The organism is Ruegeria sp. AH12 (genome assembly GCF_056541465.1).
Map to the genome: position 1 here is coordinate 1 of NZ_JBQFYL010000142.1, position 740 is coordinate 740.

Annotated in this window: 1 protein-coding gene; it reads right to left on the reverse strand. The window is 61.2% G+C overall.

The window, feature by feature from the left end; all coding sequences use genetic code 11:
• Positions 1-33: 33 nt before the first annotated feature.
• The coding region (locus tag ACR0EL_RS22205; RefSeq protein WP_480502319.1) for a hypothetical protein at positions 34-740 on the reverse strand (707 nt) is incomplete at its 5' end.

Consider the following 740-nt stretch of genomic DNA (forward strand, 5'->3'; position numbering starts at 1 on the left):
GTGCGGCGGCGATTGATTTCAGATCTGCATCCATCAAGAAGCTCCGGTGACGATGGTGTCAAAGATACGGCGCGCTTGATCAACGTCGCCCGCTGAAACCCCTATGGCTTCGAGGCGCCGTCCAGCGGCAGCCACATCCGCCCCCAAAATTCGGTCGGACATCGCGATCAGGCTGTTCGTCAACGGGCTCGGGATACCCGCAAGCTCACCCGCTGAGACCAAAGGTACAAGCGAGCCCAACACCCCATCCCGCATCATACCGCGCGACGTTTGCTGATCCGGGATCGGACGCGCGCCCGAGCCACGTTCGGCGCCGGCAAAAGTGGATATCCACTGCCCTGTCTCCGGCAGATTACGAACTCCAAACGCAGCAGCAATGCGTCGCCGTTCGTCTGCAAGACCCTGAATGACCTCTGTCTGGTCCGGACCAATCAGAGACGCAAAGGTCTGGTTATCCTCAAGCGGAACACCACCCATTGGAATGTCAGGACCACCTGTCCGCATTGCGGCACCGCCGAGGATCAGCGCAGGTATCTCGACTGCGGCCGACAGATCGTTGAAGCCGCACGACAAAGCCGAGTCGACCGCCTGAACGTTGGACAAATAGGCGGACACGGCGTCCAGAACCTCTTCCCGACCGCGCGGCAAGGTTGCCGCAGCCATCGGTGCCGCCTGCGAAAGCGTCAAAGCTGCGCCCTCGGAACGGAACCAGTATGGCAGACCCTGAACCTCGACCAGCG